This is a genomic window from Dongia soli, assembly GCF_034044715.1.
In the GTDB taxonomy this organism is placed as follows: Bacteria; Pseudomonadota; Alphaproteobacteria; order Dongiales; family Dongiaceae; genus Dongia_B; species Dongia_B soli.
Genome location: NZ_JAXCLW010000003.1, coordinates 33,687 through 57,739 on the forward strand (window position 1 = coordinate 33,687; position 24,053 = coordinate 57,739).

The window sequence follows — 24,053 nt, forward strand, 5'->3', positions numbered from 1 at the left end:
TCAACTCAGCCGGATGCGCGGATCGGCAAAGGCATAGGCGATATCCGTCAGCAGATTGCTGATGAGGAAGGCGCTACCGCCGATAATGGTCACGCCGATAATGGCAGGATAGTCCAGATTCCGCGTCGCATCGACCGCATAAGAGCCGATGCCGGGCCAGGCGAAGATCGTCTCGGTCAGCACTGCACCGGTGATCAGATAGGCGAAAGTGAAGCCGAGAATGGTCAAGGTGGGGACAAGCGCGTTGCGCAAAGCATGATTGAGCAGCACCCGCAGCTCACCCGCCCCTCGCGCACGTGCCGCAACAATGTAATCCTGGCTCAGCACATCCAGCATGCTCGCCCGCACCAGGCGCGAGACAATGCCCATCACGGTCCAGCCGAGCACCGCTGCAGGGAGCAGCAGATGGTAGATCGCCTGGCCGAACGCGGTGAAATCGCCGGCCAGCAGGCTGTCGATCGTCAGGAAGCCGGTGACGGTTTCAGGCGCGACGGCGCGCGCATCGAAACGCCCGGGGCCTGGCAGCCAGCCAAGCACGACGGAAAAAATATAAAGCAGGATCAGTCCAGACCAGAATACCGGTGTCGATGATCCCATCAGTGCAGCAAGCCGTGCGATGTGATCGATCATGGTGTCACGGAACCTGGCAGCGATGACGCCCAACACGATGCCGGCGATGCTGCCCACCAGCATCGCCGCGATCACCAGTTCCAGCGTCGCCGGCAGGCGCACCAGCAGATCCCGCGCGACCGGCTGCTTGGTCCGGAACGAGGTGCCGAGATCGCCCGTCACCAGATTTTTGAGATAAATGACATATTGCTCAGGCAAGCCCTTATCGAGCCCCCAGCGCGCCTTAGCCGCTGCGACCGCATCCGGATTATCCATCTGCCGGTCGCCGATGATCGAGATCAGGGGATCGCCCTGGGTGGTGTGAGAAATGAAGAAGGCAATGCTGACGATGCCGAGCAGCAGAAGCGGAATGGAGATCAGACGGCGGAGAATATATCTGGTCATCTAGCCGTTCCGCGCTCGCATCGTCTCTTCGGTCCGCCTTACTGGCGGCCGATTTCATCCATCATCAGGTTGCAGCAAGCGCTGTAGCGCACACCGGTGATGTTCTTGCCATGGGCCAGAACAAGGTCCGGACTCACCACCGGGATGATGATCCGGTCATCGATCATCTGCTGGGCGAGCTGCTTGTAGATGCCGTCCTTCTGCGCTTCCGAGGCCGAGAGCGCCTTGGTCAGCACGGTCTCGGTTTGCGGATTGGTGAAGCTTGCATCACGCTTGCCACCGGCGCGGTTCCACCAGGGGCTGCCCTCGATCATGCCGAAATATTGCACATATTGCGCGCTACCATAGTAATCCGGTGCGAAGAACAGGGTCGTCAGCGCGATGCCCTCGGATTTCACCCGGTCACGCCAGACCGAGAATTCGATCGGCGTCAGCTTGACCTTGATATTGATCTTGGCCAAGTCCTGCTGGATCTTCTGATTAAGCAGCGACATGTCGACGCCATAGACATTCATGTTCGGAAAGGCGTCATTGAGTTCGAAGCCCTCGGCATGGCCCGCCTTCTTCATCAACTCCTTGGCCTTCTCCAGATTCTGCTGCGGCAGCGTCAGACCGTCGGTACCAGGGAAGCCATTGGGGATGGGCGATGCAATCTTCCTACCGGCGCCGCCGACCGTGAAATCGATAATGCCGTCGTAGTCAAGCGCCAGGCCAATCGCTTCCCGCACCTCCTTGGTCAGCAGCTTACCGCCATCCTTGGCGCCGGGGGAGAGTGCGACATAAAGGAAATTGTAGGACGGAATGGTTTCGACGCTGACCGTATCGGCCTGGATTGTCTTCGCCGTATCCGGATCGATCTGCATGGCGACATCGACGTTGCCGCTTTCGAGTTGTTGCGCCTGCGTCACCGAATCCTTGGTTTGCTTAATGACGATATCGGCGACGCCGACCTTGGTCCGATCGTAATGCGGATTGGCCTTGAAGCGCAGCTCCTCGCCCGGCTTGTAATCCACCAGCTCGTAGGCACCGCTGCCGGCCGAATGCTGCATGAACCAGCTTTCCGCCTTGTCGGCCGTATCCGCGCCCGGCGCGGCGATGGCGCCATTGGCGCTCGCGACCTTGCTATTGACGACGCCGGTATAGGGTGCCGTCAGAATGTTTAGAAACTCGGAATTCGGGCCACTCAGCGTGACCACAACCGTATGTGCATCCTTGGCGTCGATGCTCTTGACGCTATCCATCATATAGGACGCACCACCTTTGATATTCTCCAGGCGCTCCATCGACCACTTCACGTCCTTGGCCTCGACCGGCGTGCCATCGGCGAATTTGGCGCCGGGATCGAGCGTGAAGGTAAACTTGCTTTGATCCGCATTCGCTTCCCATTTCGTCGCGAGGCGCGGCTTGAGCGTCTTGTTGTCCTTGTCGAGTCCGATCAGGGTCTCATAGACATTGCTCATATAGATCTGGCAGGTGTCGCACCAGGCGCGAGACGGATCGAGCGAATTGATGTCGATGTCGCGGGCGATCACCAGCGTGCTGTCCTGCGCCGATGCCCCCTCGGGCAGCATGGCGAGGGCGCTGACACCGACGCAGAGCGCAGCGGCCAGGCGCAAATGGGTCCAGCTTGGGAGCTGGCGGTTCAAAGCAGGTTTCATTCGAGCCTCCTTGATCGGGATTATCCCGTTGTTATCGACATTGCTTTTTCGGTCCGGGCCCCGGGCGAGATTGCCGTCGCCTCTCCCCTCAACTCTTTAGTAAAGCCTTCGCCTTTTTCGCGATGCCATCCGCATCGAGCTTGTAATGTGCATAGAGTGCCGCCGGCGGTCCCACCGGTACGAATTCATCCGGCACGCCATGACGCATGAATGGGATACGGTCTTCCTCGACGAGTACCTCGGCAACTGCGCTGCCGAGGCCGCCGGTGATGTTATGCTCCTCGACGGTCAGGATCGCACCGGTCTCCCGCGCTGCCTTTCGTACCGCTGCCGTATCCAGCGGCTTGATCGTGTGCATATCGATGACGCGGGCATCGATGCCGTGCTTCGCCAGCTTCTCCGCCGCATCGAGCGAAGCACGCACCACCGAGCCACAGCAGATGAGGGTGACATCTTTGCCCGGCCGCAAGGTGATCGCCTTGCCGAAGCGGAAAGCCTTGGGCACAGTCGGATAGACTTCGGGATCACGGCCGCGGCCGAGCCGGATATACATAGCGCCGGGGTGGTCGACGGATTCACGGAGGATCGCGCGCAGATGATTGGCATCGGTCGCACAGACCACCGTCAGATCGGCGATGGTCCGGGTGATCGCAAGGTCCTCCAAGGCGTGATGGCTGGTACCGTAGAAACCCATCGACATGCCGGAATGGTGACCGATCAGCCGCACCTTCATGCCGGGATAGGCACAATCGGTCTTGATCTGTTCGGCGCCGAGGATGGCGCAGAACGAAGCAAAGGTCGCCGCATAGGTGACGAGGCCGCAGGACGCCATGCCGGCTGCCACAGTCATCATGTTCTTTTCGGCAATGCCGAGATTGAAGAAGCGGTCGGGATGGCGGCGCTTGAAATCATTGGTGCGGTTGGCAACAGCGAGATCGGCGGTCAGCACCGCGATGCGAGGATCATGATCGGCAAGATCCGCCAGCTCTTCACCGAGGATGAAAGCGGGCAAACTCGCATTCGGCGTGCCGCGGACCGACTTCTTGTCCTTGAAAACCTCGTCCTTCAACGAAACATCGCCGCCGGCCGTCCCACGGAAAATGGCGTCCTGGCCCTGCGATGCACGCTGCATTTCCGAGGAACGCGCAGACCGGGATTTTTTCGCGTCAGTTCTTGCCACGCTTCTTCCCCCGTTTGGCCAGCGGCCGCAGACCGGCGCGAATTTCCGCTTCGGCGTCGTCGTAATCTTCGCCGGCGAGATTGGCGACATGCCATTGCAGGGAGAGCTCCATGCGCTTGACGCCGCGCCCCTTGATGGTGTCGCAGATCAGCGCCTGCGGCTTGCCCGTCCCGGCCGGTTTCAACTGGCCGAGCGCCGGCAGGATCGCCTCAAAGTCATGACCATCGATCCGCTGCACCTCCCAGCCGAAGCTGCGGAATCGCTGTTCCAGCGGCTCGACCCGCATGACCTCCTCGGTATGACCATCGATGCAAAGCTGGTTGCGGTCGATGATGGCGATGAGTCCCTGCAATTTGTAATGACTGGCCGCCATGGCTGCTTCCCAGATCTGCCCTTCGGCCAGTTCGCCATCGCCCAGCATGCAATAGACCCGATAGTCGCGCTGCTGCATGCGCCCGGCCAGGGCCATGCCGACACCCACAGAGAGCCCGTGACCCAGCGATCCGGAGGAAAAATCGATGCCGGGAATATGCTTCATGTTGGGATGGTCGCCGAAATGGCTGCCGAGCCGCGTGAAGGTGTCGAGCTCGCTCATCGGGTAATAACCGAGATCGGCTAGGATCGGATAAAGCCCGATTGCCGCATGACCCTTGCTGAGGATGAAACGATCGCGATCCGGCCAGTCGGGATCTTTGGGATCGATATTGAGATGTGCGTAATAGAGTGCGGCGAACAGCTCCGCTGCGGAGAAAGTCGAAGAATAATGGCCGGCACCACAGATGCGCGCCAGCCGCAAGGTTTCCAGGCGCACGAACATGGCGCGATCCGCCAGCATGGCCGACGAGACGTTATGACCGCGTGCCGCGATGCTCTTCTTTACGGCGCTGCCCTTCTTTGCGGCACTCTTCACGACTCTTGCCCCGCTTCTTCCTGGGCCTCCAATTCCCGCAAATGGCGCAGGAAATTCCGACCGCCTTCGACCAGGTCGGCGCGGATGGCGGCGCAGAGCGCGTCCTCATCCCGGCGACGCAGCGCCTCAATCACATATTCATGTTGATGCCGGCCGTCATAGGTCGGATGACCATGCGGATAGAGGTGATTGAGCAACGGCCCATGCTGGATCCATAGATTTTCCAACATGCTGGTCAGATGCGGCATGCCGGATTCTCGGTAAAGACCGAAATGGAAATCGAAATTTGCCCGGACCGCCAGGTCGTAATCCCTGGCTTGTTCGGCACCGACCAGCACCGCATGAGTCCGCGCCAGGGCGTCGATCTGCGCATCATTGATCCGGGCCATCGCCTTGCTGGCCGCCAGGGGCTGTAGGGTCAGACGGATCTCACGGCGTTCCAGATATTCGGCGACCGAAAGTTTTCGCACGCGATAATAGGAATGCGCCTTGCCCTCGACCGCACCGTCCCGGATCAGCTGAAAGATTGCCTCGCGTATCGGCGTTTCACTGGTGCCGAAGGCCTGCGACAGCTCACTTATGCGCAGGCGTTGATGCGGCTTGAAAATGCCGCGCATCAACCGGTCGCGCATCTGATGATAGACGTGGTCGGTCCGGCTCTTCGCTTCGACCTGCTCCAGTTTGAGATTGGAGAGGGACCGGTCACCTTCCAGCGATGCAAGCAGCGTCGTCATTCAGCTTATCCGAACCGCCGCGCGACTTCCGCCAGGGCAGCATCGGTCGCTTCCAGCGTCCTGTCGATGTCATCGGCAGTATGCGCCGCGCTCAGGAACATCGTATGGGTCGCATGCAGATAGACGCCACGCTTCAGCGCCTCGGTACAGAAGAACCAGCCCTTTTCGCGGTTATCGTCATTGTCGAATAGGATGACCGGCATCTGCACCGGACCGCTTTGCTGTAGTTTCACGCCATGCGCCTTGGCCTGGGCGTCGATGCCATCACGCAGACGCTGGCCCATCCGCTGCATGATGCCGATGCCGTCGATCGCCTTCATCTTGCGCCAGGTAGCGAGGCCGGCAGCCATCGACATGGCGCCGTACCAGAAGGAGCCGGTGACGAAGATGCGGGTAGCTGCGTCGCGGAACTTGTCATTACCCGTTACCGCCGCCAAGGCATAGCCATTGGCGATGGATTTCGACCAGGCGGCGAGGTCCGGCTTCACGCCAACCAGTTCCCAACTGCCGCCCATATGCAAGCGAAGGCTGGCGCGCACATCATCGACGATGAGGGCGGCACCGGTCCGGTCGCAAATCGCCCGCGCCGCTTTGGCGAAGGCTTGGGTCGGCAGCACATGGGTCTTGCCAAGATCATGCTTGAAGGCCGAAACGAAGATGCCCGCGAGATCGTCGCCCGCTTCGGCGGCCGCGCGTTCCAGGCTGGCAATGTCGTTATAGTCGTAGCGGATCAGATGCACGCGGTCTTCCGCCGTTGCACCGTTCGGATAGGGATTGCACCAGGGAACCGCGCCATGATAGGCGCCGGTCGCCACCAGCAGCTTGCGCTTACCGGTCGCCTCGCGCGCCGTCATGGCGCAGATCGTCGTCGCATCGGTGCCGTTCTTCTGGAACATCGCCCAATCGGCATGGACGACCGTGCCGACGATTTCTTCCGCCAGTTCGACCATGCGTTCGGTCGGGCCATTGAAAATGTCGCCGAGTGCGCGTTGTTCATCCGCCGCTGCATTCACATCGGGATCGTTATAGCCGAGCAGCATCGGCCCCCAGGAGCACATGTAATCGATATATTCCCGACCCTCGACATCCCACAGGCGGCTACCCTTGGCGCGGCGGAAATACTGCGGATACGCTGCCGGCAGGCGGGCCGCATTCATATGCCCCCACATCGCGCCGGGCACGACGCGGGCAGCGCGCTGCCGCAGGGTTGCATCAGCCGACGGGCGGAACTCAGTCACGAATGGCACTCCCGTTTTTAGATCGACGACAAGATCGCCTTCATGATCTGCCGCCGGAACCCGGTCGCATCGTCACGCCCGAGGATATAGGATATATCTTTCTTCATCCTATATGATATATCTCCAGAAGGAAAAGAGGAATTTGCGGGGGAGCCTTGGCGCTGTTGCTGGCCGGCATTTCAGACGATTTCACGGGCGGTCTGGAATTGGCGTCGATGATGACCCGGGACGGTTTACGCAGCCGGATGCTGACGAAGAAGGCGAAACCGGCAGATATGGAGGGCTTGCAAGTTGCCGTCGTCGCGCTCAAAAGCCGCGTCGCCGCGCCTAAGGAAGCGGTCGCCGATATGAAGAAGGCGATGGATCTGATTGAGACCGTGGGTACCCGTCAGGTCTTCTTTAAATATTGCGCAACCTTCGATTCGACACCGCGCGGCAATATCGGTCCCTGTGCCGATTATCTGGCCGACCGGATCGGCACGGATTTTACCGGCTTTTGCCCCGCCTTCCCCGATGTCAAGCGCACGGTCTTTCAGGGACATCTCTTCTACGCGGACCAGTTGATCTCCGAATCGCCCAAGCGTCTCGATCCGCTGACGCCGATGCGCGATCCCAATCTCGTCCGCGTGTTGCAACGTCAAACGACCCATAAGGTCGGATTGATCCGGCATGAAGATCTGCTCGGTGGCGCCGAAGCGTTGCGCGAACGGGTCCAGACGCTGAAGGCGGCTGGCATCCGCTATGCCATCAACGATGCCGCCGATAACGATGATCTGGCGCGGCTGGGCGAGGTTTGCGTCGACTGGCCCCTGATGACGGGCGGGTCATCCGTCGCCGAAAGCTACCCCCGTCATTGGCGGGCGCAAGGCCTTGCCGGCGCGCTGGTCGATCCCGTCCCTCTCCCGCTTCTCGGCGGACCCGCCGTTGTCCTTGCCGGCAGTTGCGCCGAGCAGACGGCAGCGCAGTTACAGCATTTTGGCCAGTCGCATCCCGTCTTCACCTTGGACCTGCTGGAAGTCGCCGCCGCGCCGAGCCTGTTGGACAAGCTGTTGATCGAGGCCAAGGCCGCGCTCAAGCAGGGCTCCATCGCCATCGCGACGGCGACCACCCCGGCGGCAATCGGTGCGGCGCAAAAGAAATTCGGCCGCCGCGGTGCCGGCCGCCGCATTGAAAAGCTGCTTGGCGATATTGCTGCCGACTTGCACCGCGACGGCATCCGCCGCTTCGTGGTCGCTGGTGGTGAAACCTCCGGCGCCATCGTCGAAGCCTTGAACGTCCGCGCTTTGGATGTCAGCCCCTATCGCGGGCCCGGCACGGCGCGCGCGGTCAGTTGTGGCCCCGACCCTATTTCTTTTCACCTCAAACCCGGCAAGCTGGGCACAGTCGATATGCTGGACAAGGTGACGGCCGGCGAAGGAGAGACAATATGAGCAATTCCGCATCGGAAGGGGAAATCCGCAAATCCATCGTCGAGGTCAATGCCGAGCTTGAACGTCAGCGGATGAATGTCTGTGCCACCGGCAATATCAGCGTGCGATGGAAAGGCGGCATGCTGATCACTCCAGCTGGCAGCCGTACCGAAACCCTGGCACCGGAACATATCGTCTACACCAAGGCCGACGGTACCTGGGAAGGTCCGCTGCGGCCGTCATCGGAATGGGCGATGCACCGCGAGGTCTATTTGAAAGTGCCGGCAGCGAATGCCGTCGTGCATTGCCACGCCGATCACTGCGTCGCCTTGTCCTGCTTCCGCAAGCCGATTCCCTCCTTCCATTACATGATCCAGGGTTTTGGCGGCCGCGACATTCCTTGCACCGATTATTTTCCCTTCGGCTCGCAGCAGCTCGCCACCGCGGCCGGTGAAGCACTGACCGACCGCACGGCCTGTCTGCTGGCCAATCACGGCATGCTGGCGCGGGGTATGACTTTGCTGGCCGCGTTTGACGCCGCGATGAAACTGGAAGTGCTGGCGCGGCAATATCTGATGACACTGTCCATCGGTACCCCGACGATCCTCACCGAGGCGGAGACTGCGGTTGTCCTGGAAAATTACAAAACCTATGGCAAGCCGCAACCGATTGCGCAGAAACCGCGCTGGCTCGTGCCCTAACCCAAGATGTCCGATCTCGCCTTACCGCATCATCACGCAGCTGCAAACTGCTCGATGATGCGGCAAAGGCGGTCGCAGGCTGATTTTAACCGCTGTTCAGGAACCGTCCCGATGCCGAGCAGCAGGCCCGGCCGCGCAGCCTTTAGCGTCGCATACCAAGGCGATAGCGGCGCAGGGGCCAAACCATAAGCCGACGCTTCCCTGGCAATGGCGATGTCCGGTGTCCCTTCCGGCAATCGCAGCAAAGCTGCTAGTCCGCCGATTTGAACCTTGTGCCCCCTGCGCTCAAGGCATGCCGTTAGGGCATCCCGCCGCGTCGCGTAGACCCGCTTCATATGTCGCAGATGGCGCATGTAGTGCCCGTCGCGCATGAATTCCGCCGTAGCAAGCTGGACTGACGGTCCGGGCGCCGGTGCCAGGCAGGCAGCCGTTTCGGCGAATTGCGCTGCCAGGGCCGCGGGGACGACGATAAAGCCGAGGCGAAGCGAGGGGCTGATCGTCTTGCTGAACGAACCGATATGAATTACGCGTCCTGCACGGTCAAGCGAAGCGAGGGCGGGAGCCGCGCGCCCGCGCAACTGCAATTCGCCTAGATAGTCATCCTCGATGATCCAGGCCCCTCTCTCTGCCGCCCAATCGAGCAGACGCAGCCGGCGCGTCAGCGCCAGGGTCGGTCCCAGCGGCGCCTGCTGTCCAGGCGTCACTACGGCAAGCGCCGCATCACCGGCGCGGCGAATTCCGTCATCCACATCGATGCCGTTTTCGTCCACCGCCACTGGTACCGGAATGAGCCGTGCAAGTTCCACGCCCCGCCTTGTCACCGGAAAGCCCGGATCTTCGAACCAGCAGCGACGTCCCTCCAAGCCGAGCACCCGGAGCGCCAGGCCGAGGCCGGCGGCAAAACCGGCGGTGATGATAATCTGCGACGGCGAACAGGCGATGCCGCGCGCGATCGCCAGATGCGCGGCGATCTCCCGTCGTAGCTCCAACTCGCCCTGAGGCGTCGGGTAATGCGCCGGCTTGCTGGTCTCGGTCCGTACCGCTTGAGCCCGGATGCGGGAGAAAAGTTTGGCGGGGAAACGGTCCGAGGCCGGGATTCCCATTTGAAAGATAGCCGGACCGGCCGCCGCGTCCCGGTACATCTCCAGGACCCAGCCGACGGCATCGGGGACCTCAGGCAAAGCCACGATTGACGGCCGTTCGGCAACATAGGTGCCGCTCGCCCGGGACGAGACGATCAACTGGGCGTCGATCAACTTTTCATAAGCCGAACGGACCGTACCGCGTGCCACACCCAACTGCGCCGCAAGATCCAGCCAGGACGGGAGGCGCGCGCCGGGTGCCAGCACACCATTATCGATCGCCGCCGTAATCCCGCGCCGTATCTGTTCCGACAGCGGCATCTTCGCGGAGCGGTCGAGTTCAAAGGGAAGCGATTTCAAAGCCATGCCTTGTGGTACACGAATTCGGTTGCTTTTTGGTGCTATTTTTTGACCCAGCGCGAGGGCATCTATCCCCGGACGCATCCATTACGGATAAAGGAGATGCCGAAAATGATGAGTCCCAAATTGCTTGCCATCGCCGCCTGTCTGGCCTTGGCGGCACCGGCTTATGCACATGGTCCCGCCGAGACCGTCAAACCGAATTTCGCCCATGCGATCCCGAACATTCCGGGCAAGTCGCTGATCGCCGTCGAGGTCACCTACCCACCCGGCGGTGCCTCGCTGCCGCATCATCATGCGAAATCCGCCTTCATCTATGCCTATGTCCTTTCGGGCGCCATCGAGAGCCAGGTCGCAGGCGAGCCGGCGCGGATCTATCACACGGGCGAAACCTGGTACGAGGCGCCCGGCGCCTACCATGTGGAGAGCCGTAATGCCAGCAAGACTGAGCCGGCCAAGCTGCTCGCCGTATTCGTCGTCGATACCAGCGACAAAAAACTGACAACATTTGATCGGGAGAAGACAAATGACTGAACGCATCAAATACATGGATGTGGCTCCAGCCGGCGTGAAGGCGCTGGGCGGCGTTTATGGCTATATCATGCAATCGGGCTTGCCCGAAAACCTCGTCACATTGGTTTATCAGCGCATCTCACAGATCAACGGCTGCGCCTATTGCCTGGATCTGCATACCCGTGACCTGCTGGAAAAAGGGGTGTCGTCGGAAAAGCTTGCGCTCTTGCAGGTATGGCGGGAAGCCGGACCCGTGTTCGACCAACGTGAACAGGCCGCACTCGCCTGGGCAGAAAGCGTGACTCGCGTGGCCGAAACCGCTGTGCCGGATGAAGACTTTCAAGCCGCACGCGCCGTCTTCAGTGAAAAGGAACTGGTCGACCTGACAATCGCGATCGGTCTCATGAATGCCTTCAACCGCATGGCCATCAGCTTCCGGCGCACACCGCAGGCGGCCCTCGCACTTCAGGCCAAATAAAAGGCCGGCATAAATCGTTCCTGGTCGCGGTGTGGTGCAGTTAACAGCGCTGAAGGCGTCGCTGTTAGCCGTACCACACCGCGACAAGCAAGATGGTTACCGTCCCGACAGCCGTGACTCAAGCCCGAGGTGACAGGCAATTGTTGTAGACAGATGTAACGGCTGTCGCCAACAAAGTTGATAACAATTCTGTTTGTGTTGCTTCCCTGCCTGCGCGTCCCTCCTGCGCGGAAAGAGAGTTTGACTTAACGCTTTGGCTGCGAAATTGTGTGCGCCCAAGTGGTCTGGAGGATTGAGATGCAGGGGGGCAATGACGCCATCAATTGGCGCACGCTGATCGCGGCCTGTGCAGCAGTATGTGTTTTCGCTTTTTCGCTCGGCGAAATCTTTCCGCTTTTGTCACTGAACATGGAAAGCTGGGGAACCAGCGCCCATGTCATCGGCCTTAACTCTTCCATGGCCCCTGTCGGCATCCTGCTGGCCGGATTGGTGATTCCCAAGCTGTCGCATACCTTCGGAGCGAAGCCCGTTGCTATTTTTATGGCCGCTTTGACCGGGGTGATTTTTCTCGCCTATCCGACGTTTCCGAATCTGCCGTCTTGGTTTGTTCTGCGTTTGCTTCAGGGCATCAGCGTTTCGACCTTGTTTGCCCTGAGCGAAGCCTGGGTCCTTGGCAGCGCGACGGGGAAAAGCCGTGGCATCGTGGTCGGCATCTATGCGACCTGCATATCGGCGACCTTCGGCATCGGCCCGGCCGTCGTCGGCTGGGCCGGCATTCACGGTTACCTTCCCTTCGTGATCGGCGCGGCCATCCTGTTTGTCGCCATTCTACCGATTACCCTGGTCAGTCCGAGGTCCGCGGCGGTCGAGCAGGCACATGTCTCCATGCTCGGCTTTCTGCCCAAGGCGCCGTTACTGCTGATCGGCATCTGCGTACATGCCATGTTCGATGGCGGCATGTTGGCCTTCCTGTCGGTCTATGGCGTCAAGATGAATATGGACGTGGAAAGTGCCGCGCTTACCTTGACCGCGCTCTCTTTCGGCAATGTCTTCTTTCAAATTCCCATCGGCTGGATTGCCGATCGGACATCCAAACGCGGCACCATCATCGCCTGCTTCATTGTCGCCGCGATCGGATTGGCGATCCTGCCCTTCGTCGTCACGACGATTTGGGTCTGGCCGCTCCTCCCGGTTCTGGGTGCGGCCGGGTTTGGCATTTATACGGTCGGTCTTGCGGAACTTGGCGACCGGTTCAGCGGTGCCGATCTGATCGCCGGCACGTCATCTTTCGCCGCCATGTGGGGCGTGGGATCGCTGATCGGCTCGGTCATCTGCGGCCTGGCCATGGATATCGCTGGGCCACACGGCTTCCCCGGCATCCTGCTTATTGTCTTCACCTTATATCTCGCTGCTCAGGCAATACGCATGCGGAAGATCAGGGTGGCGCGCGCCGGTTAATCGCTACCGCTCCTGCGATACAAGATCCGCATTTTCGTCGCGGGCGAGCATCGGTACGACATTGCCTTCGAGCGTCAACATGACGGCCGCCGCGCGCTGGCGGCCGCAATACTGGAACATCTCTTCCAGCGTATAGGCGCCGACATCGAGCAAAGCCACGATATCTCCCGGTATCGTCGCAGCCGGCAGCCGGCGCGTGGCCGGCAAACGGATGATGTCACTCCGTAACTCTTCCTGCTGCGCTGGCGTCAGATCGGGCAAACGAGAGAGGACCTTTTTAAAGAGGTATTCGCCCTCGACATCGAAGAAACAGTCGGCGGAATCGCAGAGCGGGCCGACGACGCGGAAATCCGCCATCTCGCTCGCCTGAGCGCGGCCGGCATTGACCATGTGGTAATACCAACGCACGGCCGCCGCATCGATCATCAGGTTGTAACCGGCATCGAGGTAGATCCAGGGATGACCGCCACGCTGCCGGCAGCTCTCGATCGTCGTCAACAGGAGGGCAGCATTGCCGACCATGGCGCGGCCGGGCTCGAACAGCAGCTCGACCTCCGTTCCGATCAGCTTTCGTGCGGTAGCAGCGACATCGCTCACCATAGCCTCGGCCTTGCGCATCGCTCCATATTGGCCAAATTCATTGCTGCCGGCCGGCTGGTGGCTGTAATCGATGGGATAGCCACCGCCCAGATTGACATGGCTGAGCGCGGCGCCGAGCTGCTGCTGCACGCGCTTTGCCTGTTCGGCGGCGAAGCTCACGCTGCGCAGATAGGCTTCAGTATCGTCGACCTGCGATCCGATATGAAGATGAATGCCGACGACGTCGACGGCATCGCCGGCCTTTTTCAACCAAGCGAGCGCTTCTGCAAACTCATCCTGCGTCATGCCGAATTTGCTGGTGGCGCTGCCGGTCTGAATGCCGGGCGTCGCGCCGCCGGCAATTCCCGGCACCAAGCGTAGAGAAACGCGCGCCTTTCGGCCCGCTGCCCGCGCCCGTTCGCCGATCCGGCGCAACTCATAGACCGCATCGACATTGATGGCCTGGATATCCAGCGCGATTGCGTGGTCGATCTCCGACGCAGATTTCGCAACCCCATTGAAGACAATCTGCCGTGGCGCGTAGCCGGCACGCTGTGCCTTGTAGAGCTCCCCACCGGAATTCACTTCGATATCGAGGCCATCCTCATGGAAAATCTCCAGCACCCGTCGATTGGAACAGGCCTTGCTGGCATAGAAGACCCGTGCCCTTTGGTGACCGGCGCGCGCTCCCGCGAGAAAGCTCGATGCATTGTGCCGCAACTGCCGCTCGGAAAAAACGAAGAGCGGCGTTCCATGCTCCTGGCCAAGGGCCACCAGATCGTGCCCATCGAAGGTCAGATGCGTATCGCGTTCATCAAATCCTGCCGGCAGAATCGTCTTCTTCGTCATCTCGCTTTGGGACATATCGGACTCCAATAGACTGATCGTCGACGGATCGAGGTCATCAGGCCCTGACTGGCCGCTGCATATTACGATCGATCGGATAGATCGGCCGCGGCACGTTCACATAGGGCAGCTTCTCGAGCTGCAAGGTGCACAGCGCGCCGCTATCGCAGACGATCACCTTCCCCGCGATCGGCTCAAAGGCCGCCCGGAAATGCTGCATCGATTTCAGCCCGACCACCGTCTTTGCCGCCGGGTCGATACCGAAGGCGCGGAACTGCTGCAGGTCGAGCATCTGCGCCGGCAAGGTCGTGACCAGGATGTCGAAACCATCGACTTGAATGACCGCCACCGGACCCCAGCTGAGATTGAGCCCGCCCACCATCGGTCCATCGCCCACATAATCGCCGTCGCTGATCAGCTTCAGCTTTCCGGTCAGATTGAGCGGTCCTCCGCCGAAGCGCGGATCGGTCTTGCCGCCGAGCCGCACCTGCACCGTTTCGCCGATCTTATGTTGCCGAAGCTGCATCGCCGTTTCCGGATCGACGATCGGGCCAAAACAGGCGTCCTCGATTTTAGCCTCCAGCAAGGCGCGGAGCAATTCGGTGGAATCGCCGTAGCCGCCGCCTCCCGGATTATCGGCATAATCGGCAACGATGATGGGACCACCATCGCGCTTATAGGACTTGCAGATCGCCGCCGCTTCCTCGACCGCCATATAGGTATTCAAGACGTCGAAGCGCTTCTCCCAGATCTCGTCAGCGATCGCTTCGGCGAATTTGCGATGCTCCGCCATGTCGCCCTGCCCTGTCACCAGAACCGTCGGACCCACTTCCTCGATATCGGCATTGCCGAAACCGGCATTGATGCTGACGGCAAAGACATCGGTTTCCTGTTCGTAGGCGATGGCGCGCTTGATCCAATCGATCATTGGCCCCACATCGGTGCGCCCGCCATTCGCCTCGTCCAGCATCGGCAGGCGCGCGGCTATGGTAACTGGCTTGATCTCGCCTGCCATGGTCCGATGCAGAATGTCGCCGGCCTGCCGGCCGCGCTCGCGCATGTCGACATGGGGGTAAGTCTTATAGGAGACGATGATCTGCGCGAAATCGCACATCTTGCGCGTCACGTTGGCATGGAGATCCAGTGTAATGGCGATCGGCAAATCAGGGCCAACCACGGCGCGCAGACGCTCCAGCAACTCGCCCTCGCCGTCCTGGCAGAAATCCGTCACCATGGCGCCGTGCAGGCCGAGCAGGATGCCGTTGAGCTTGCCTTTGTGCTCCTTCGCCGCGGCAACGATCGGCCCAGTGAGCCGGTCGAAGGCGTCCCGTGTCACGCGTCCGGCCGGCTGGGCCGAGGCACTCAGCACATGGACGATCTGCCAGCCGTTCCGTCGCCCCGCATCGAGAAAGCCCGCGAGTTCCGTATTGGCATTGCCCCGCTCGGCAATCGCTTCCTTGCCTTCGAAATAGCAATAGCGATCCATGAACGCGGCGTAATCCGTCGCACGCACGCTGAAAGTGTTGGTTTCATGGGCGAATTCGGCGGTCAGAACGGTGAAGCTCATGTCTTTTTCCCCGACGGCTTATTGTTGGTCGATTGGATGATGGCAGGCGGTGCTATGATCATTTGCGCTGGCGATCAGTTCCGGTCGCTCGTGCCGGCAGAGTTCGCTGGCGCGCGGACATCTGGCGGCGAAGGCACAGCCCGGCGGCAGATCGAAAGCGCTCGGGATCTCACCGCTGAGCCGCGTCACCACGCGCCGCTTCGCCGGATCGGGCTCAAAATTGCTGTCGAGCAGCGCGCGCGTATAAGGATGGCGCGGCGCGGCATTCTTGGCCGGCATGGTTTCGACGATGCGCCCCAAATACATCACCACCACCCGGTCGCAGAAATACCGGACCAGACCGAGATCGTGGGAGATGAAGAGATAGGTCAGCCCATATTCCGTCTTCAACCCTTCCAGAAGGTTGATCACCTGCGCCTGGATCGAGACGTCGAGTGAGGCCGTGGGCTCGTCGAGCACCAGGAAGGAGGGTTGCAGGATCAGCGCACGAGCGATGCCGATGCGCTGTTTCTGCCCACCGGAGAGCTGATGAGGATAGGCTTCCGCCATCTTGCGGCTCAGCCCCACTACATCCATCAGCCTGTCGACCTTGGCCGCGGCTTCGCCGCGCGCCAGCCGGATGCCCTGCACCTGCAACGGCTCCAGCAGCGCCTCGCGGATCGAATAGCGCGGATCGATCGCTGAATAGGGGTCCTGGAACACCATCTGCATGCGCTGCCTCAGCTTCCGCAAGCGCCGCGCCGGCAAGCTCCCGAGATCGATGCCGTCAAACATCACCTTGCCGCCGCTGGCATCGAGGAGCCGCAGCACGAGCCGTGCCAGTGTTGATTTTCCGCAGCCGGATTCGCCGACCACCCCGGTGACCTGTCCCGTCGCGATATCGAGCGAGACATCATTGACTGCACGCAGCACGCGGCGCTCGCCAAACAGGCCGGCACGGCTATGGAAATCGCGGCTCAGATACCGCAGGCTCACCAGTACATCAGCCATGCCGCATCCCTTTGGCAGGCGCGGACTCGCCGGCGAAATGGCAAGCTGCCAGGCCGCAACCAGTCAGGCCACCAACACCCACCGGCTCCAACGGCGGCACCGTATCGCAGCAGACCGCCTGGGCGAGCGCGCAGCGCGGATGGAAGCGGCAACCTGAAGGATAATCAAGCACGCTCGGCACCATGCCGGGAATACCGGTCAAGCTACCGGGCTGCGAGGCCGTGCGCGGAATACAGCCGATCAGCGCTCGCGTATATGGATGCTGGGGTGCGGCGAAAATCTCCGTCACCGTATTTCTCTCTGCGACACGCCCGGCATAGAGCACCACCACCCGGTCGCAGGTCTGCGCGACGACGCCCATGTCGTGGGTGATCAACATCAAGGCGAGACCTCGGTCGCGAACCAGTTCGACCAGGATCTGCATAATCTGCGCCTGGATGGTGACGTCGAGCGCGGTAGTTGGCTCATCGGCGATGATGAGATCGGGATCGGCGGCGAGCGCCATGGCAATGACGATGCGCTGCTTCATGCCGCCGGAAAGCTGATGCGGATACTGGTCGTGCACCACCTCCGCTTCGGAAATGCGCAATTGCTGCATCAGATCGATGCTGCGCGCTTTCGCTTCGGCCGGAACCAAGCCGAGATGCAGCCGGGATACCTGATCGATCTGGCTGCCGACGGTCAGCACCGGATCCAGCGATGTCATCGGGTTCTGCGTGATGAGGGCGATGCGCCGGCCGCGCAAGGCGCGGTACTCTTTCTCTTTCAGCCGCGTAAGATCGATACCGTCAAACAGCACCTGACCGCTGGTGATGCGCCCGCGGATCAGCGGCAGCAACCCCATGACGCTCATCGCCGTCAGGGATTTGCCCGAACCGGATTCGCCGACAACGCCGAGAATCTCGCCCTTGCCGAGATCGAAGGAGATCCGGTCCAGCGGTTGCATGCGGCCGATGGTGATGGAGAGGTCGCGTACCGACAGCAGCGCCACGGCTCAGCTCTCCCGCACCCGGCCGCGGATATCCAAAGCCTGGATGACCGCATCGCCGCAGAGATTGATGGCAATCACCGTCAACGCCACGGTGAGGCCGGGAAAGATGATGATCCAGGGGGCGAGGAAGATCTGCGCCGTGCCGCTATTCATCATGGCACCCCAGCTCGGCGTCGGCGGCTGTGCACCGAGGCCGAAAAAGCCCAGAGTCGCCTCCAGGATGATGGCATCGCCTGTTGCGAGCATGCCGCAGACCAGGACCGGCGCGAGGGCGTTGGGAATGAGATGACGGAACAGCACATGCAGATGGCCGGCGCCAAGATTGATCGTCGCTTCCACATATGTTTCGCCTTTGAGGCTCATGATCTGCGCCCGTGTCAGCCGCGTGAACTGCGCAAGATAGGCGATGCCGATCGCCATCATCGTGCTCTCGAGGCCGGGTCCGATGATGGCGACGAAGATAAGGGCGATGAGGATTTCCGGAAAGGACCAGCTGAGGTCCACCACTGCGGTCACGGCGCGGTCGAAGGCGCCCCCGAAATAACCGGCCGCCGCGCCAAGTGACATGCCGACAAAGACCGAGACGCAGATCGAGACGACGCTGACGGTGAGCGAGGTGCGCGCGCCGAAGATGATCCGCGAGAGCACATCCCGGCCAAATTCATCTGTCCCGAGCCAATGCGCCATCGATGGCGCCTGGCTCGAAATGGAGAGATCCTGCACATCATAGGGATAGGGCGCGATCCACGGAGCGAATATGGCGCAGAGCACGACGATCGCCAGGAACAGCGCGGAGATGCCGCCGCGCGGCGTCAGGACGACCCGCCCAAATGTACCGGCCTGTGCCACCATCACTTCAAATTCCCTCTGACGCGCGGATCGACCGCCGCCTGGATGAGATCGCCGAGGAAGGTGCCTAGCATGACCGCGATCGCCAGCATCAGCAGGCAACCCTGCACCACCGGATAATCCCGTTGATTGAGCGATTTGATCAGGAGGGTCCCCAGGCCTGGCCTCGCGAAGACGATTTCGACCGTGACAGCGCCGCCCAGGATCCATCCGATGCGCAGACCGAGAATTGTGATCACCGGCAACAGCGCATGACGCAGCACATGCCGCAACTGGATGCGGAGCGGTGCCAGGCCCTTGGCATGCAGCAGCGTCACAAAGTCTTTCTGTGCCACATCCACCATGGCGACCCGCGTCACCCGCGCCACCAGCGCCGTCCCGCCAAGACCGACGGTTAATACCGGCAGCACAAGCGAATGCCAGTTCCGCGCCCCCGATACCGGGAACCAGCCGAGTTGCACCGAAAAAACCAGGATCATCAACAGGCCGAGCCAAAAGCTCGGCACCGTCGAGCCCAGCAGAATAAGCGCCATGACGCCGCGATCGAGTGCGCTGTCCTTGTAGATCGCGGCCAAACTGCCGGTCACGATGCCGACCACGGTCGAGAACAGCAAAGCCAGACCACCGAGCGCCAGGCTATAAGGCAGGTTCTGGGTGATCAGCGAACTGACCGGACGACGTAGGATGATGGCCTCGCCGAGATCTCCGTTCAGCAGCTTTTTAAGCCAGATCACATATTGTTCGACCAGAGAGCGGTCGAGGCCGTATTTAGCAGTTAGAATCGCCTTCTGTTCCGGCGTCGATCCGGTGCGTATCAGGTTGTCGATCGGATCGCCGGGAATGAGATGGATGATCAGAAAAATGATCATCGACACGGCGAGGAAGACCGGGACGAGCATCACCAGCCGCCTTACAGCGAAACTCAGCATCCTCGGCCCTCCTCGTCTCTCTCGACAAGACCGCTCAGTCGGCGGCAGCCATGTCTAGGAAGGTTTCCGTGCCGATCTGCGTGCCGCGGATTTTTTGCGGCAGCGTCAACCGGTCCTTGTTATAGGCGGTGTTCTGCATCGGCTGATAGATCGGCGCGAAAGGAAACTGCGACAGGATATATTCGTGATAGGTCTTGAAATTCGCCACGCGCTCATCCCAGCTGCGTGACTGGGTCAGCGCCTTGTTATCGAGCTCATCGGCTTTCGGATCTTTGAACATCGAGATATTCGGATAGCCCAGCCGCTCGCCGTTGAAGAACCAGTCCAGAATATCCGCATTGCCCCAGCTATAGCTGCGCACGGCAAGCTGATGTTCATTCTTCTTGTACTGGTCGCGGATCGTACTGGAATCGAAGGTGGTGATATCGGCCTGCATGCCGATTGCCTTTAACTGAGCCTGCACCGCTTCGGTCACGCGCTTGAACTCACTGTCGCTCTGGGTCCAGAGCTTCACTTTCAACGGCTGGCCATCCTTGACACGAACACCATCGCCGCCGGCCTTCCAGCCGGCTTCCTCAAGCAGCTTCTTGGCCTTCTCGGGGTCGTAGCTAATGTCATATTTCGGATCGACTTTGGATTCCTGCAGCGAGCTGATCAGGAAATTATGGGCTTCCAGACCAACGCCTTTATAGATGCTGGAAAGGATTTCCTTCTGGTTGATTGCCAGTGCCGCCGCCTCGCGTACTTTGATGTCAGTGAAAGGCGCCGATGTCACATTGATCGGCATATACATGACATCGAGTCCCGGCATGCTATTCACCGCGATCGACTTCTCTTTCTGTAGCTCGGGGATGAATTCAGTCGGCACGCTGAGCAGCATGTCGACACCGCCCGTTTTCAATTCCAGGAAAGCGGTGGATTCCTCGGCAATCTCGCGGAAGGTCAGTTTCTCGATTTTCGCCGGACCCTTATTGACGCTGAGATCCGAGCCCCAGGTGTAATCGTCATTGCGCGCCAGCACGGTTTCCTGGCCGACCGTAAAGCTCTCAAGCTTGTAGGGACCCGTGCCGATCGCTTCGGTGATGCCGAATTTGTCGCCGAGGGTCTGATAGGCCTTCGGTTCCGGCACGCCCATGAACACGCTGGCGAGGTTGAAGAGCAGATTGGCATCCGGATGCTTCATCTTGAATTTGACGGTGTAGTCATCGACCACGACCACCTGGTCAATGCCGCCCACCAGGTATTCGTTGTCGGTCCCCTTGAACAGCGGGATCCAGGCCTCGATCGTCTTCGCGTTAAACGGTTCACCGTTATGGAACTTCACCCCTTGCCGCAGCTTGAAAGTCCATTCCATGCCGTCCGGCGTCGTCTCCCAAGACGTCGCGAGATGAGGATGGAAGCTATGATCGGCATCCTGCTCCACGAGGCGGTCATAGATCAGCGAGGTCGCGGTATTGAGGATGCTGGCTTTGATCGGGTTATAGGTCGGCGCGCCGACATCATTGCTGCCGAAGACAACGATCGCTTCCTGCGCCCAGGCCGACGACATACTTGCCGTGCCCCCCAAAGCGGAGGAGAACAGAATCGCGCTGGAAAAAAGGACTGCTTTTGTCAGTTGCCGCATGGTTTTCCATCCCTGTTTGGTTTTTATCGCTGTTGCTTTTCCCGGCGCGTTCCGGCACCGGACAATCGTCATTCAGGTCCCGACGTATCTCCGACATAGCCGGTGAATCTGCTGTAAAGCGCCGACACCTTGTTCATTCGTGCTTCAACCGCCGGACCAAGTTCGTTGAAAACGCCATTCACCAGGAGATTGATCAGGCTGCTCATCTGAGCATTGGAATCCCAGAATAGATTGAATTCCGTCATCACCACGAACATCTCATCGACCAGTTCCCGCCCCCAATCGCAATAGGCGTCGGTGATCAGCGTGGTCGGTATCTTCGCCGCGCGGGCCTGTTCCGCCAGCAAGCGAGCCATGCGGGAATAGCGACGGGCTTCAAAGATCACCAGACAGGAGCGTCTCGTATCGCCCAACAGCAACTCGGCGAAATTGCCGCTGGCCAGATCCAGCAGCCGTACACCGTCGCGGAGATATTGCAGCTGGTGGACCAGCGTCTGTGCCATGCCGCGTTCGGTCTGAAAGCCCGTTACATAGACATCCGGCGTCTTCGCCAGGCGGCGCACCACGCGCTTCCATTCCTTGGTATGCGCGAGTTCATAGATTGCCACCAGGCTGGCGATCTCCAATTGCAGGCTGCGTGCAAGCTGATCTTCGCCGGCTTTGTTGCGGCGCTGAAACTCCTTCAACCGGTCGCCGATCAACCAGGGCCGGTCGCCAATATCTTCTTTCAGATCCGCCTTCAGATCCTTGAAATGCTGATAGCCGATGGCGCGGCAAAACCGGCCCACTGTCGGTTCGCTCAGCCCGATCTTCTCGGCCAACGTCGCGGCCGTCTCAAAGGGGATGTGGCTGAGATTGGCGAGCATGTAATTGGCAATGGCCTTCTCGGCCTTGGTTGCCCCGGCCAAGCAATCGACCAGCCGCTGGCGGACTGACGCGCTCAATTTTCCTCCCCTTTGTTTTCGACATGAAGAATTTTTTCTGTCATCCTGTCAAATAATTTTTGTTTTCTTACAAATTTTATCCAACTGATCAATTCCCGGGAACGGGGTCATGATCGACAAAGGGGAGACGGCCATGGACGTGAAAAACCATGAGATCGTGCTGCGCGGCGGCATCATCATCGACGGCACCGGCGCGGCTGGGAGGCCCGGCGATGTCGGCCTCAGAGGTGACCGGATCACTGGCATCGGCGCGCCTGGCTCTCTTACCGGCGGGAATTGTCTCGATATCGACGGCAAGGCGGTATGCCCCGGCTTTATTGATGTGCATACCCATGACGACCGGCTGGTCCTGATCGATCCGGAAATGACCCCCAAGGTCTCGCAAGGCGTCTCTACCGTCGTGGTCGGCAATTGCGGCGTCAGCCTGGCGCCGCTCGATCTCGATGGGCGCGAGCCGCCGCAACCGCTCAATCTGCTCGGTGCCGGGAAGGACTTCCGATTTAAACGAATGTCCGATTACGTCGCGGCGGTAAATGCAACGCGCCCCGCCGTCAATGTCGCCGCTCTGGTCGGCCATTCATCCCTGCGCGTTGCCGCGATGGATGATCTGAAGCGGCCGGCAACCTCGGACGAAATCGAGGTCATGCGCGGCATTCTCGCCGAGGCTTTGTCGGCCGGCGCAGCGGGCCTTTCCAGCGGCCTCTATTATCCCCCGGCCCAGGCCTCGGACATCGATGAGATGGTGCCGCTGGCAAGCGATGTCGCCAAAGCCGGCGGAATCTATACCACCCATATGCGGGACGAGGATGATTACGTCATCGACTCGCTGGCGGAAACTTTCGAGGTCGGCCGCCGTGCCAACCTGCCGGTCGTCGTATCGCATCACAAATGTGCCGGCCGCAAGAACTGGGGCCGCAGCAACGAAACCCTGGCTTATATCGATGGTGCCGCCAGCAAGCAGGAGATCGGTGTGGATGCCTATCCCTATGATGCCTGCTCCACCATCCTCGCCGCCGATTGGGTCGATGAAACCATCCGCATCATCGTCACCTGGTCGACCCCGCATCCCGAGGTCGCGGGCCGTGATCTTGCCGATATCGCCGCCGAATGGGGCATCAGCCAGAAGGAAGCCTGCGCGCGGCTTGATCCGGCCGGTGCCGTCTATTTCGACATGCATGAGGATGATGTGCGGCGCATCCTCAAACATCCTCTCGTCATGATCGGCTCAGATGGCATTCCCCATGACAAGCACCCGCATCCGCGCCTCTGGGGAACCTTTCCCCGTGTCCTTGGCCATTATGCGCGCGATCTCAAACTCTTCCCGCTCGAGGAAGCGGTGCGGAAGATGACAGACCTTCCGGCCCGCCGTTTCAATCTCAAAGACCGCGGCCGTGTTGCCGTCGGTTACTTCGCTGATCTCGTCGTCTTCGATCCGGCCACCGTCGCAGATAGGGCGACCTTCCAATCACCCATCGCGCAGGCACGGGGGATCGAGATGCTATTTGTGAATGGCTCCCTATCCTTCTCGGTAAATGGCCTAACCATCGGACGAAGCGGACAATTCCTGTCCAGGAGGACACTGATTTAACGTCAGCAGTTGATGGAAGCGCCAATAGGATCCGTAGCGTCATCCCGTTGATCACCGATATTGCCAATCGCACGAATCTTCTGGCGTCGGATGTGGCGAGCGAAGCAGTCACGCCGGCAAAGCCCGCATGAGCTTGGCAGTCGCCGGATCGGAAGTGAAGCTCCGCCAACCAGCCATCCAAGGCCACCGACGAAAACGGCCGACAGATCGGCAGCATGCACTTCGCAACCAGGATGCGATGAGCGCGATCGGGAAGATCGAAATTTCATCGATCGCCTCAACGGCGTTGCCTCCAGCATTGCCGCGGCAGCCGAGAAACAGGGTGTCCCCATCTAGGAGATCTCGCGAAACCGCCGCGGCGGCCACCAAATGCCACCACGTGAAACGGCCCTCTTCCTTATCATTATTCTC

At 60.4% G+C, this 24,053-nt stretch carries 21 protein-coding genes; 6 read left to right on the forward strand and 15 right to left on the reverse strand.

What is annotated here, in order from left to right; all coding sequences use genetic code 11:
- From SMD27_RS12345 to SMD27_RS12370, 6 genes are all read right to left on the reverse strand, one after another.
- Positions 1-1,014, reverse strand: a complete 1,014-nt coding sequence (locus tag SMD27_RS12345; RefSeq protein WP_320508711.1) for an ABC transporter permease — start codon at positions 1,012-1,014, stop codon at positions 1-3.
- Positions 1,015-1,052: 38 nt separating this feature from the next.
- Positions 1,053-2,672: an ABC transporter substrate-binding protein gene (locus SMD27_RS12350; protein ID WP_320508712.1), complete on the reverse strand. Its 1,620-nt coding sequence runs from the start codon at positions 2,670-2,672 to the stop codon at positions 1,053-1,055.
- Between the two features lie 88 nt (positions 2,673-2,760).
- Positions 2,761-3,804, reverse strand: coding sequence for a transketolase family protein (locus SMD27_RS12355; RefSeq protein ID WP_320508713.1), 1,044 nt, complete (start codon positions 3,802-3,804; stop codon positions 2,761-2,763).
- A gap of 34 nt (positions 3,805-3,838) precedes the next feature.
- A complete protein-coding gene (locus tag SMD27_RS12360; RefSeq protein WP_320508714.1) occupies positions 3,839-4,762 on the reverse strand; it encodes a transketolase in 924 nt (307 codons plus the stop codon).
- Positions 4,759-5,496: a GntR family transcriptional regulator gene (locus tag SMD27_RS12365; protein WP_320508715.1), complete on the reverse strand. Its 738-nt coding sequence runs from the start codon at positions 5,494-5,496 to the stop codon at positions 4,759-4,761. Before SMD27_RS12365 ends, SMD27_RS12360 begins: the two co-directional genes overlap by 4 nt.
- A gap of 5 nt (positions 5,497-5,501) precedes the next feature.
- Positions 5,502-6,734: an aminotransferase class III-fold pyridoxal phosphate-dependent enzyme gene (locus SMD27_RS12370; protein ID WP_320508716.1), complete on the reverse strand. Its 1,233-nt coding sequence runs from the start codon at positions 6,732-6,734 to the stop codon at positions 5,502-5,504.
- Positions 6,735-6,889: 155 nt separating this feature from the next.
- Between SMD27_RS12370 and otnK the strand changes: the two genes are divergently transcribed.
- Positions 6,890-8,164, forward strand: coding sequence for a 3-oxo-tetronate kinase (gene otnK / locus SMD27_RS12375; protein ID WP_320508717.1), 1,275 nt, complete (start codon positions 6,890-6,892; stop codon positions 8,162-8,164).
- On the forward strand, positions 8,161-8,844 hold the full coding sequence (locus tag SMD27_RS12380) for a class II aldolase/adducin family protein (RefSeq protein ID WP_320508718.1): 684 nt from the start codon (positions 8,161-8,163) through the stop codon (positions 8,842-8,844). The genes otnK and SMD27_RS12380 overlap by 4 nt, the downstream gene beginning before the upstream one ends.
- 32 nt (positions 8,845-8,876) lie before the next feature.
- On the opposite strand, the gene pdxR is transcribed toward SMD27_RS12380, so the two are convergent.
- Positions 8,877-10,292, reverse strand: a complete 1,416-nt coding sequence (gene pdxR, locus SMD27_RS12385; RefSeq protein ID WP_320508719.1) for a MocR-like pyridoxine biosynthesis transcription factor PdxR — start codon at positions 10,290-10,292, stop codon at positions 8,877-8,879.
- Between the two features lie 105 nt (positions 10,293-10,397).
- Between pdxR and SMD27_RS12390 the strand changes: the two genes are divergently transcribed.
- The 3 genes from SMD27_RS12390 (at position 10,398) to SMD27_RS12400 (ending at position 12,735) form a co-directional block, all read left to right on the forward strand.
- Complete coding sequence (locus tag SMD27_RS12390; protein WP_320508720.1) at positions 10,398-10,820, forward strand: cupin domain-containing protein; 423 nt, start codon at positions 10,398-10,400, stop codon at positions 10,818-10,820.
- Complete coding sequence (locus SMD27_RS12395; protein ID WP_320508721.1) at positions 10,813-11,277, forward strand: carboxymuconolactone decarboxylase family protein; 465 nt, start codon at positions 10,813-10,815, stop codon at positions 11,275-11,277. Before SMD27_RS12390 ends, SMD27_RS12395 begins: the two co-directional genes overlap by 8 nt.
- Before the next feature lie 297 nt (positions 11,278-11,574).
- Positions 11,575-12,735 (forward strand): MFS transporter, encoded by a 1,161-nt coding sequence (locus SMD27_RS12400; protein WP_320508722.1) that lies wholly within the window; start codon positions 11,575-11,577, stop codon positions 12,733-12,735.
- Between the two features lie 3 nt (positions 12,736-12,738).
- Here SMD27_RS12400 and SMD27_RS12405 read toward each other — a convergent pair whose 3' ends face one another.
- The 8 genes from SMD27_RS12405 to SMD27_RS12440 form a co-directional block, all read right to left on the reverse strand.
- Entirely contained in the window at positions 12,739-14,178 is a 1,440-nt protein-coding gene (locus SMD27_RS12405) for a diaminopimelate decarboxylase family protein (RefSeq protein ID WP_320508723.1), read from the reverse strand.
- Between the two features lie 40 nt (positions 14,179-14,218).
- Positions 14,219-15,727, reverse strand: coding sequence for a M81 family metallopeptidase (locus tag SMD27_RS12410; RefSeq protein ID WP_320508724.1), 1,509 nt, complete (start codon positions 15,725-15,727; stop codon positions 14,219-14,221).
- 18 nt (positions 15,728-15,745) lie between these two features.
- Positions 15,746-16,717, reverse strand: coding sequence for an ABC transporter ATP-binding protein (locus tag SMD27_RS12415; protein WP_320508725.1), 972 nt, complete (start codon positions 16,715-16,717; stop codon positions 15,746-15,748).
- Positions 16,710-17,708 carry an ABC transporter ATP-binding protein gene (locus SMD27_RS12420; protein WP_320508726.1) on the reverse strand — a complete coding sequence of 333 codons (999 nt, stop codon included), beginning with the start codon at positions 17,706-17,708 and terminating at the stop codon, positions 16,710-16,712. The genes SMD27_RS12415 and SMD27_RS12420 overlap by 8 nt, the downstream gene beginning before the upstream one ends.
- A 3-nt stretch (positions 17,709-17,711) precedes the next feature.
- Positions 17,712-18,560 carry an ABC transporter permease gene (locus tag SMD27_RS12425; RefSeq protein ID WP_320509169.1) on the reverse strand — a complete coding sequence of 283 codons (849 nt, stop codon included), beginning with the start codon at positions 18,558-18,560 and terminating at the stop codon, positions 17,712-17,714.
- Complete coding sequence (locus tag SMD27_RS12430; protein WP_320508727.1) at positions 18,560-19,486, reverse strand: ABC transporter permease; 927 nt, start codon at positions 19,484-19,486, stop codon at positions 18,560-18,562. Before SMD27_RS12430 ends, SMD27_RS12425 begins: the two co-directional genes overlap by 1 nt.
- A gap of 34 nt (positions 19,487-19,520) precedes the next feature.
- Positions 19,521-21,110 (reverse strand): ABC transporter substrate-binding protein, encoded by a 1,590-nt coding sequence (locus SMD27_RS12435; RefSeq protein ID WP_320508728.1) that lies wholly within the window; start codon positions 21,108-21,110, stop codon positions 19,521-19,523.
- A gap of 68 nt (positions 21,111-21,178) precedes the next feature.
- Positions 21,179-22,054 carry a MurR/RpiR family transcriptional regulator gene (locus tag SMD27_RS12440; protein ID WP_320508729.1) on the reverse strand — a complete coding sequence of 292 codons (876 nt, stop codon included), beginning with the start codon at positions 22,052-22,054 and terminating at the stop codon, positions 21,179-21,181.
- 133 nt (positions 22,055-22,187) lie between these two features.
- Between SMD27_RS12440 and SMD27_RS12445 the strand changes: the two genes are divergently transcribed.
- Complete coding sequence (locus SMD27_RS12445; RefSeq protein WP_320508730.1) at positions 22,188-23,642, forward strand: N-acyl-D-amino-acid deacylase family protein; 1,455 nt, start codon at positions 22,188-22,190, stop codon at positions 23,640-23,642.
- Positions 23,643-24,053 lie beyond the last annotated feature (411 nt).

What these genes read in the sequence shown, in the direction of transcription:
- SMD27_RS12415 (WP_320508725.1), bottom strand. Translation starts at nt 16,717, where the DNA reads ATGGCTGATGTACTGGTGAGCCTGCGGTATCTGAGCCGCGATTTCCAT.
- SMD27_RS12435 (WP_320508728.1), bottom strand. Translation starts at nt 21,110, where the DNA reads ATGCGGCAACTGACAAAAGCAGTCCTTTTTTCCAGCGCGATTCTGTTC.
- pdxR (WP_320508719.1), bottom strand. Translation starts at nt 10,292, where the DNA reads ATGGCTTTGAAATCGCTTCCCTTTGAACTCGACCGCTCCGCGAAGATG.
- SMD27_RS12395 (WP_320508721.1), top strand. Translation starts at nt 10,813, where the DNA reads ATGACTGAACGCATCAAATACATGGATGTGGCTCCAGCCGGCGTGAAG.
- SMD27_RS12430 (WP_320508727.1), bottom strand. Translation starts at nt 19,486, where the DNA reads ATGCTGAGTTTCGCTGTAAGGCGGCTGGTGATGCTCGTCCCGGTCTTC.
- SMD27_RS12350 (WP_320508712.1), bottom strand. Translation starts at nt 2,672, where the DNA reads ATGAAACCTGCTTTGAACCGCCAGCTCCCAAGCTGGACCCATTTGCGC.
- SMD27_RS12410 (WP_320508724.1), bottom strand. Translation starts at nt 15,727, where the DNA reads ATGAGCTTCACCGTTCTGACCGCCGAATTCGCCCATGAAACCAACACT.
- SMD27_RS12445 (WP_320508730.1), top strand. Translation starts at nt 22,188, where the DNA reads ATGGACGTGAAAAACCATGAGATCGTGCTGCGCGGCGGCATCATCATC.
- SMD27_RS12380 (WP_320508718.1), top strand. Translation starts at nt 8,161, where the DNA reads ATGAGCAATTCCGCATCGGAAGGGGAAATCCGCAAATCCATCGTCGAG.
- SMD27_RS12355 (WP_320508713.1), bottom strand. Translation starts at nt 3,804, where the DNA reads ATGCAGCGTGCATCGCAGGGCCAGGACGCCATTTTCCGTGGGACGGCC.
- SMD27_RS12425 (WP_320509169.1), bottom strand. Translation starts at nt 18,560, where the DNA reads ATGGTGGCACAGGCCGGTACATTTGGGCGGGTCGTCCTGACGCCGCGC.
- SMD27_RS12365 (WP_320508715.1), bottom strand. Translation starts at nt 5,496, where the DNA reads ATGACGACGCTGCTTGCATCGCTGGAAGGTGACCGGTCCCTCTCCAAT.
- SMD27_RS12345 (WP_320508711.1), bottom strand. Translation starts at nt 1,014, where the DNA reads ATGACCAGATATATTCTCCGCCGTCTGATCTCCATTCCGCTTCTGCTG.
- SMD27_RS12400 (WP_320508722.1), top strand. Translation starts at nt 11,575, where the DNA reads ATGCAGGGGGGCAATGACGCCATCAATTGGCGCACGCTGATCGCGGCC.
- SMD27_RS12405 (WP_320508723.1), bottom strand. Translation starts at nt 14,178, where the DNA reads ATGTCCCAAAGCGAGATGACGAAGAAGACGATTCTGCCGGCAGGATTT.
- SMD27_RS12390 (WP_320508720.1), top strand. Translation starts at nt 10,398, where the DNA reads ATGATGAGTCCCAAATTGCTTGCCATCGCCGCCTGTCTGGCCTTGGCG.